We start from the raw sequence: 8,400 nt of genomic DNA, 5'->3' as shown, positions 1-8,400 counted from the left end.
CCTCTGTACCTCAGCCGCGCAAAAGAGGTGTTTACGTTCATCATGAGCGGATGGACGGACGTGTTGGGCGGCGGCGTTACCTGGCTGGAAGGCCACAGCGATCAGAAGCCGGCCTGCAGCAATGGCATGGCAACACTCGCTGCGCTTAAACTTTACGGAATTACTAAGGAGCCCTGTTACCTGCAGCAGGGCATCCGTTTTTATGAGTGGATGAACAGCCACCTGCGCGATTCCGCCGGACTTTACGTGAATGACATTAAAACCGCTACAGCAGCCCGCAACCCGGTATATTACACCTACAACACCGGTTCCATGCTGGAAGCAGCCATGCTGCTGTATCATTTTACAAAACAGGAAAAGTATTACCAGGATGCAAAGCAAACTGCGGTAGCTGCTTTCCATTACTTTGGCCGGCCGGAGAAAGGCCTGCGCAGTGAGTTCTGCGATCTGCCCTGGTTTGCCACGGTGTTGTCCCGCGGATATGAAGCGCTGTATGAAGTGGAGAAAGATCCGCAGTATTTAAAAGCAATGATCGCAAGGGTAGATCATGCATGGGATAACCGTGACCGTAACGGCCTGCTTAACCATAACTGGAGCAGCGTACGTGATGAAGCCGGCCAGCCGAAATGGCTGCTGGACGAGGCCTGCATTGCAGAGCTATACGCACGTATGGCGCTCCTGAACTTAAAATAACAGCTATGCCGCAAACAATCAGCAATACACCGCCGGCATCTGCCGGATCAAATGTTTTTCAGCTGGCGCCCATTCTCTTTGGGTTCTTCATCGTAGGTTTTGCAGATGTGGTGGGCATTGCCACCAACTATGTGAAGAAAGATTTCAACCTGTCTGATACGTTGTCGAACATGCTGCCCATGGCGGTTTTCCTTTGGTTTCTGATCTTTTCCGTGCCCACGGGCATGCTCATGAACCGGATCGGAAGAAAACGCACCGTACAGCTTAGCATGGTGGTAACAGGCCTTGGCTTGCTTGTACCCCTGCTGGCTTACAACCTGCCGGTGATACTGGCCGCCTTTGCGCTTATTGGCATAGGCAACACGCTCATGCAGGTTTCTCTCAACCCTTTGCTTTCAAATGTAGTGAGTAAAGACAGCCTTACCAGCAGCTTAACGGCCGGGCAGTTCATTAAAGCAATATCTTCTTTCCTGGGCCCCGTTATCGCGGCTTTTGCCGTTGCACGGTTCAATCAGTGGCAATGGCTGTTCCCCATATTTGCCGGTATTACCCTGCTCTCGTTCCTGTGGCTGACTGTTACCCCCGTACATGAGGACAGCCGTAAAGAAAACACCTCCACCATCATGAAATGCTTTGCGCTGCTGGGCGATGTTAAGATCTTCCTTTATTTCCTGGGGATACTTACCCTGGTAGGTATCGATGTGGGCCTGAATGTTTCCGCTCCTAAAATATTGATGGAAAGAACCGGGATGCCGTTGGCACAGGCTGGTTATGTAACCAGCATTTACTTTGTATTTAAAACAGCGGGCGCCTTCCTGGGAGCCATACTGCTGGCAAAATGGCCGGCCCTTCTTTTCTACCGCGCTTCTGCTTTCGCAGCAGTGGTGGCCATGGTGATGTTATTGTTTGCAGGAAATGCAGCTGCGATCTATGCGGGTGTTGCACTGGCAGGTTTCGCCTGTGCAAATATCTTTTCCATATTATTTTCTTTTGCGCTGCAGCGGATGCCTGACCGCTCCAATGAAGTATCCGGCCTGCTGATCATGGGGGTTTCCGGCGGGGCTATTTTTCCCTTCCTGATGGGAATAGCATCAGATGCTGCGGGTGCGCAGTGGGGTGCGGTAGCGGTATTGCTGGTATGCTGTTTTTACCACTGGGGGCTTGCTGCAAAGGAGCGCAGATGATAGGCCCGTGGCACATCCGGCGTATTGTTGCATAATAATATGAATTTGTATTAGATTGTGTCCGGTAACGTATTGAAGATGAAAGCCCATTGCAAGACCTGCTCTTATGAACAAAAGCAAAACCCTTATGCTTCGTGCAACTTTGTATGCCCTGCTTGTGCTAACCGTTTCCTCCTGCAGCGGCCAGCAACGATCCATACCAGGCGACAATCCGCTCCAAACCAAACTGGATTCACTGGTTGATAAAAGCGTACGGCGTTATTTTCATGATAAAAAAGCGGTAGGACTCTCCATAGGAATTGTACAGAAAGGCGTTGTACACTTTTATAATTACGGAGAAACAAAAGCCGGCAACAAACAGCTTCCGGATAACCATACTATTTATGAGATCGGGTCAACGACCAAAACATTTACAGGCATTATACTGGGACAGGCCATACTGGACAAAAAGATCGGGCTGGACGACGATATACGCCGCTACCTGAAAGGGGACTATCCGAACCTGAGCTACGAGGGAATACCAATCAGGATCCGTGACCTGACCAACCATACTTCAGGGATCACGCGCATTTTTCCTAATATGTGGCAACGGCCGGATTATGATTCGCTTGATCCGCTGCGCGATTATAACCGGCAGCTGCTTTACGAGGGCCTGCACCAGATGAAGATGGACAGGCGGCCCGGCAAGGTCTACTCCTACTCCAACATGGCCGTGGCCCTGCTGGGCACCATACTGGAAGATGCTTTCGGGCAGGACTACTTTACATTGATATCGAACAACATCCTTACTCCCCTGCAGATGAAGGACACCCGCATTGATATACGATCGTTGCCGGCCGGCCGCATTGCCTGGCCGCATGATGAGCACCGGAAGGTGGTGCCCCTATGGGATATATCCAAACTGCCAGCCATGGGTGCATTGCGGTCAACCACAGCCGACATGGTTAAATTTATCAGCGCCAACAATAAAGAGGGCAGCCCCGCTATAGCACTCTCCCACCGTGTTACATTCGGCACCGAAAAGGAAGGCATGGGCCTGAACTGGTTTATTCACAGCACTCCCGAAGGTTATAAGGTGCTTGAACACGGTGGCGGAACAGGTGGCTCCCGCAGCTCGCTGGAATGTTTCCCGCAGCTTAACGCCGGCTTTGTGATCCTCACCAATAGCCTCGCGAACCGTAATAACCTGGAAGAGGAGCTGGCAGACATTGTGGTTGCAGGATCAAAAGATTGAATCTCCTCCCCCTCATTTCTTCTCAGCCCAGATATAAGCCCGCCTGGTTTGGTATTCCATATCTTTATGCGGGCGCCTTTCTATGGCATCAATGACATTCAACCCCGTTTCATCAAGTAATGCCACAATATCATCGGTCTTAAAGAAGAACAAGTCAATATCTACTTCTTTATCATGCGCTTTGTCAAAATGAACGATCTCATCCCCTACGTGAAAAGAAAATAAAAAATCGCCCCCGGGTTTCAACACCCTGTTTATTTCCCCGAAGCAGGTCCTTACCTGGTCAAGAGTAAAATGTACTATGGCATAGAATGCAAGCGCGCTCCCCAGATGCCCTGACGGAAAACCGATCTTTAACAGGTCCTTTGTTTCAAATTTAATCTCAGGGGAAAGCTTCCGGGCAACATTCACCATCGCAGGCGACAGATCTGTACCAACGAGATCTCTCATGCCATTGTCATACAGGAACCTTGTTGTTTGTCCGGGGCCACAGCCAAAATCGGCGCACAGGCCCTTGTCTTTATTGGCAGCTGCAAACTCCTTCAATAACAAGCGGTCAACATGTTTCCGGTTCAGCTCATCCCAACGCTCAACCGCGTAGTCATCGGCTACCGTATTGTAACAGTGTAATACTTTTTCCTGTGAGTTCATATTATTCCTGGTTTTTCAATACTAAACGGATCTTTATTGCACCTGTTTGTACCTTTTCTATTGCTTCATTCATTTCAGAGAATGGCATTACCTCCACCATGCTCTCCATATTATGCTTTGCCGCAAAATCAAGCATATCCACCATATCCTTGCGGCTACCCACATAATTTCCGTAAATGGTTCGTTGAGCATAGTCGTATAGCAGGCCAATGCTGATTGATTGCTTTTTCAGGGGCGAGGCTACCACGCAAAACTGCCCCCGCGGTTTAAGGATCCTCAAAAAGGCATCCAGGTCATATTCCACATTCAATGTTGAGATAATAAGATCAAATTTCTTATCTAAAGCTGCCAGGCTACCGGGGTTTGAGCTCAGTATAAATTCAGCTCCCAGCTGATTGATCATCTCCTTCTTTTCCAAAGAATGGGAAAATGCATAAACCTTATGTCCCATTTTATGTAAGAACTGAATGGCCATCTGCCCAAGGCCACCGGCTCCCAGAACGCCCACAACGGAATGGGCCGGCAGCTGTGCTTTCATAATTCCTGTATACACGGCAAGGCCAGATGATAATAAAGGAACGTAGTTTGCGGAGTGAAGCGCCGGTGAAAGTTTGAAGGCAAACCTGTTATCCACAACAATATGCTCCGCCAGGCCGCCATAGCAATCCACGCCAATTACTTTTTGCTGTGCGCAAAATTGTTCATTCCCTTCTTTACAGAACTCACATTCAAAACAGGCCTCCAGCTGATAACCAATTCCAACAAGGTCGCCGGCTTTTAACGTTGTTACATTTGAGCCGGTTTCCTCAACAGCGCCCACAATTTCATGCCCGGGAACAAGTGGGAATTTTGTATCGCCCCAATCATTGCTTATGTATTGAACATCCCCTCTTGCAATAGAACAATAAATAATTTTAACTTTTACCTCATTTTCACCAAGGGATCTTTCATAGTAAAAAGGCTCCGCTTTTCCACCTTTCTCTTTAATTCCATATGCTTTAATTTTCATAACTGGCCCGAAGGATTTATAGGTTTTAATGATGCTACTTTCCTGAGGAAATAATCAGATAGCTGACGGTGTAGGTCTTCTGTAAAACGCCAACTTATCTACTGCTATACCGAAACAAAATATCCGTAGTAATATAGGTAAAAACTATCTATTGGCCATTAACAGGAAATACATCTTATTACCTGTAACAGTGATTTTCTTCCTGCCGTAGCCGCAGAAAAATACCCCCTGCACCCGATATTGATAAACATCAATGACCTCCCGGACCGGATCTGATACTTTTGTCGCGTTGCAAAAGCAAATTCATTCTAAACAATGACAAATGAAATTTAAAGATCCAAAACTGACCAAACGAATACCCGCATGCCTTCAATGGTTTTGCGCAATAAGTACCGGAATATGCTGTATGCTCTTACCAGGGTTAAGCGCCGGCCAGGGATATATTGAAGGGGTAAATATTAGCTATGAAGGCATGCCTTTGAAGATTAAGGCGCCCCACGACGACCAGAAATTTACCGGCAGCAATTTTAAGATCTCAGCTACCCTACCCATTTTCCTTACTCCGGACAAATCCAAATACCTGCTGATAGGAGGTAACCTGGAAGCTTTTGACTTTGGCGGCAGCCACCCGGATTTTGAAGTTAAGAATGTTTACAGCATTTCACCAACATTTGGGTACAGTGTTATGCTTAGCAGGAAATTCAATCTCACCACTATTCTTATGCCGTTTATGAACAGTGATTATAAAGAAATTAAGGGATCTGATATCAGGTTTGGCGCCGTGGTCAGAGGAACTTACAAGGCAGGCGACCATCTATCCTGGAGAGGTACCCTTGGTTACCGGAAACAGTTTTATGGCCCGCAATATATTGTACTGGCCGGTTTGGACTGGAAAGTCAATGATAAATGGCGGGTATTCGGGGATCTTCCATCTTCTGCTACTGTTAGCTATGGCATCAACGAAAAAATAAACGCCGGTTTCAATTTATCCGTACAGCAAACAAGCTACCGGCTAAACAACCAGGATCGTTATTTCGAATACAACAGCGTCAACCCCGGTCTATTCGCAGAATACTATATTTCTAAAAACTGGGCAATTCGCGGAACCGCGGCGTATTCACTGATCCGGAACATGGAGATCTACAACAAGAATGACCTGACTGATGGCTTTATTGATTTTTACGAAATGGGTGACCGGGTGGATCCCCTCAATCCTGAAATGGAAAGCGGTCTTACATTCAAAATAGGACTGAGCTATAGAATTGTTCCCGGAAAAAAATAGTGTTTCATCCAAATAAATCAGATCATGAATAAAATACTAATTGGATTGGCGGTTGGTGGCTTTTTAACCTTGTGTGATATTTACCCTGCCATTGCAAGCCATTTGCTTTCGCTGAAATTTATGAAAACCGGCACACAAAGAACTGTTCCCGTTAAAGCCACCCCTGGCGGGGCTGTAAATAATAATAAGGATGTACAAATTATAAAGTCAACGGAAGATGCGCTCACCTTAAGCAGGTTCAATAAAAATGGACAGATCCATATACTCGGGGTGCAGAAAGACGACGGTGAAAGTGTAACAGGTGTTGATATCAGTGATGTATTAAACCGGTATGGCCGTAATTCATTCGATGTTATACAAAACCTGCAATTCGATGATGTTGTTAAAATTATCACCAACGGAAAAGATAAGATCACTTTAAAATACAGCGACCTGCTGCCTGCTGTTGATGGCGGACAACATATAGCTATAGGAATTAATTATGCTGAGCATGGCAGGGAAACCGGCCAGATTGCACCTTTTATGTTCCCAAAAATAGTGGACACTGACCCGGCGATCCACCAGTTGAATTATACCCCGGGCTGGCTTTTGGATCATGAGGTGGAGCTTGGCGCCGTATTTCCCTCATCGGTGTGTTCCTCCACAGAGCTTGAACATATAATGATCGGTTTTCTGGTTGTAAATGACTTTACAGACAGGGCTACGCTTATCCGTGAAATGGATAGCAGGAATGTACTTAGCGGCAAAGGATTTCCTGATGCAAAAAGTAAAAAGGGTTTCCTGCCAACAGGTCCTTATATAGTGATCCCAAGGAATTGGCCATCGTTTGTGAAAGAATTACAGTTAACTTTGCTCGTCAATGGGGAAGTGCGCCAAAATGGAAATGCGAAAGACATGGTCTGGAACATCAGCAAAATAATTGAACAATCACTGAACTCGAAAGGGGAAAAGAGGTGGTTATTTGAAAATAAAAAAGTGCCATTGTTTAACAGTACCTGTATCCCGGCAAACAGTATCATTATAACAGGAACTCCTTCGGGCGTGGTATTAAAAGCGCCCAAAAAAGGCTTCATTTTTGCAGCGGTCACAAAATACCTGGTCACCGCCAGGTTCTTTGGTACAAAAATGCATCCATACATTATGCAGCAGTACTTAAGAAAAGAAATGAAAAATAAGAACTATCTTAAACCTGGAGATGTGGTTGAAAGTTCTATTAATTTTTTAGGAAAGATTAAAACAACCGTTAAGAATTAACACCGGATTATTGAAGAGGCATAAACCAATCAAATGACAGATCCTGCACTGCTGGTAAAAATAAAAGCATTCATTGAAACAATAGTCCGGCCCAATACGGAAGAATGGCTGGCTTTTGAGGAGATCCTGCAGCCTAAAAAATTACAGCGGAAAGAGCTGCTATTGAAGGAAGGACAGGTTTGTACGTTTATCGCTTTTTTGAATTCCGGCGTATTACGGGAATATAGCTATCAGCATGACAAGGAGGTAACTGTAGATTTTGTTGGTGAAAATCAATTTACCAGTGACTATCAGAGCTTCATATTAAAGACTCCTTCTAAACAGTACCTGGAGGCCTTAACAGACGTGGATCTGCTTATTCTAAAGAAAGAAGCAGTAGATGCCTTGTTTGATAATTACAAGATATGGGAGCGATTCGGCAGGCTAATAATAGAAAAGGTATTTTGCAGTGCAGAAGCTAAAAGAAAAAGGATCATTGCCACCTCTCACGAAGAGCAGTACCGGGATTTTGTGGCATCTTATCCGGAAATTATTCAGCAGGTACCGCAGTACTATATCGCATCATATCTGGGCCTAACACCGGAGCACCTTAGCAGGCTAAGAAAAGCGATATCTTCCGGAGGTTAAAACAAAAAAAGTTGCAGGGATATTCCTGCAACTTTTAGCTGCTGTTTTATAGCGTGGTTAACCAGACCTTGTAATTATTTACAAGGGTATCAAAATCAATTTTAAAGATATCTTTAGTCTTCATTCTCTTGTTATCTGCCAAACAGAATTGCTTGAATGCCTCAACGCCAAAACTATCGATAAGATACTTTACAAACACTCCGCAGATCGAATAGTTAGCGCTGGAATACTGTCCATAAAAATCCCTGTTATTTATTATCAGATCCGCGTAGTTTAAAGTGTCCCTGAATTCCCTTGCTACTTCAAGCCTTTTACTATACAGATCTTTATCATTGAGGTTTGTTACATATTCAACACAACCTTCTACAAAAAAGGCGGGGTTATTGTCCTGAGGAATAGCATTGTCGAAAAGAAAATGTGAATATTCATGCTTAACCAATCCTATATTAAAGCCATTGGTATGGAT

The 8,400-nt window shown here is 45.4% G+C and carries 9 protein-coding genes; 6 read left to right on the top strand and 3 right to left on the bottom strand.

Translation table 11 applies throughout. The annotated features are described in order from the left end of the window. The 3 genes from VIM87_RS05570 to VIM87_RS05560 form a co-directional block, all read left to right on the top strand. Window positions 1-693 (top strand): glycoside hydrolase family 76 protein (locus VIM87_RS05570; protein WP_331996021.1); only part of this gene is annotated, 693 nt, incomplete at its 5' end. A 5-nt stretch (window positions 694-698) separates the two neighbouring features. Further along, window positions 699-1,877: an MFS transporter gene (locus VIM87_RS05565; protein WP_331996020.1), complete on the top strand. Its 1,179-nt coding sequence runs from the start codon at window positions 699-701 to the stop codon at window positions 1,875-1,877. A 127-nt stretch (window positions 1,878-2,004) separates the two neighbouring features. Further along, a complete protein-coding gene (locus tag VIM87_RS05560) occupies window positions 2,005-3,111 on the top strand; it encodes a serine hydrolase domain-containing protein (protein ID WP_331996019.1) in 1,107 nt (368 codons plus the stop codon). Window positions 3,112-3,123: 12 nt separating this feature from the next. Here the strand turns inward: VIM87_RS05560 and VIM87_RS05555 are convergent, their stop codons facing one another. Both VIM87_RS05555 and VIM87_RS05550 read right to left on the bottom strand, forming a co-directional pair. Beyond that, window positions 3,124-3,762, bottom strand: coding sequence for a class I SAM-dependent methyltransferase (locus tag VIM87_RS05555; RefSeq protein ID WP_331996018.1), 639 nt, complete (start codon window positions 3,760-3,762; stop codon window positions 3,124-3,126). A 1-nt stretch (window position 3,763) separates the two neighbouring features. Next, window positions 3,764-4,771, bottom strand: a complete 1,008-nt coding sequence (locus tag VIM87_RS05550; RefSeq protein WP_331996017.1) for an NAD(P)-dependent alcohol dehydrogenase — start codon at window positions 4,769-4,771, stop codon at window positions 3,764-3,766. A gap of 406 nt (window positions 4,772-5,177) precedes the next feature. Between VIM87_RS05550 and VIM87_RS05545 the strand changes: the two genes are divergently transcribed. Genes VIM87_RS05545 through VIM87_RS05535 form a run of 3 tightly spaced genes read left to right on the top strand, consistent with a single transcriptional unit; the run spans window position 5,178 to window position 7,934 of the window. Then, the gene (locus VIM87_RS05545) at window positions 5,178-6,053 is read left to right on the top strand and encodes a DUF6268 family outer membrane beta-barrel protein (RefSeq protein ID WP_331996016.1); all 876 of its coding nucleotides are present in this window, start codon (window positions 5,178-5,180) and stop codon (window positions 6,051-6,053) included. Between the two features lie 24 nt (window positions 6,054-6,077). Then, on the top strand, window positions 6,078-7,307 hold the full coding sequence (locus VIM87_RS05540) for a fumarylacetoacetate hydrolase family protein (protein ID WP_331996015.1): 1,230 nt from the start codon (window positions 6,078-6,080) through the stop codon (window positions 7,305-7,307). Between the two features lie 33 nt (window positions 7,308-7,340). Continuing rightward, window positions 7,341-7,934 (top strand): Crp/Fnr family transcriptional regulator, encoded by a 594-nt coding sequence (locus VIM87_RS05535; protein ID WP_331996014.1) that lies wholly within the window; start codon window positions 7,341-7,343, stop codon window positions 7,932-7,934. Between the two features lie 46 nt (window positions 7,935-7,980). Here VIM87_RS05535 and VIM87_RS05530 read toward each other — a convergent pair. Continuing rightward, window positions 7,981-8,400, bottom strand: a 420-nt coding sequence (locus VIM87_RS05530; RefSeq protein ID WP_331996013.1) for a hypothetical protein, incomplete at its 5' end; no start/stop codon positions are given.

This window comes from Chitinophaga sp. (genome assembly GCF_036569125.1).
Taxonomy (GTDB): Bacteria; Bacteroidota; Bacteroidia; order Chitinophagales; family Chitinophagaceae; genus Chitinophaga.
Note: the sequence above shows the minus strand (reverse complement) of the source record. Positions and strands in the feature narration are given on the sequence as shown.

What these genes read in the sequence shown, in the direction of transcription:
- VIM87_RS05565 (WP_331996020.1), top strand. Translation starts at nt 699, where the DNA reads ATGCCGCAAACAATCAGCAATACACCGCCGGCATCTGCCGGATCAAAT.
- VIM87_RS05560 (WP_331996019.1), top strand. Translation starts at nt 2,005, where the DNA reads ATGCTTCGTGCAACTTTGTATGCCCTGCTTGTGCTAACCGTTTCCTCC.
- VIM87_RS05555 (WP_331996018.1), bottom strand. Translation starts at nt 3,762, where the DNA reads ATGAACTCACAGGAAAAAGTATTACACTGTTACAATACGGTAGCCGAT.
- VIM87_RS05550 (WP_331996017.1), bottom strand. Translation starts at nt 4,771, where the DNA reads ATGAAAATTAAAGCATATGGAATTAAAGAGAAAGGTGGAAAAGCGGAG.
- VIM87_RS05545 (WP_331996016.1), top strand. Translation starts at nt 5,178, where the DNA reads ATGCTCTTACCAGGGTTAAGCGCCGGCCAGGGATATATTGAAGGGGTA.
- VIM87_RS05540 (WP_331996015.1), top strand. Translation starts at nt 6,078, where the DNA reads ATGAATAAAATACTAATTGGATTGGCGGTTGGTGGCTTTTTAACCTTG.
- VIM87_RS05535 (WP_331996014.1), top strand. Translation starts at nt 7,341, where the DNA reads ATGACAGATCCTGCACTGCTGGTAAAAATAAAAGCATTCATTGAAACA.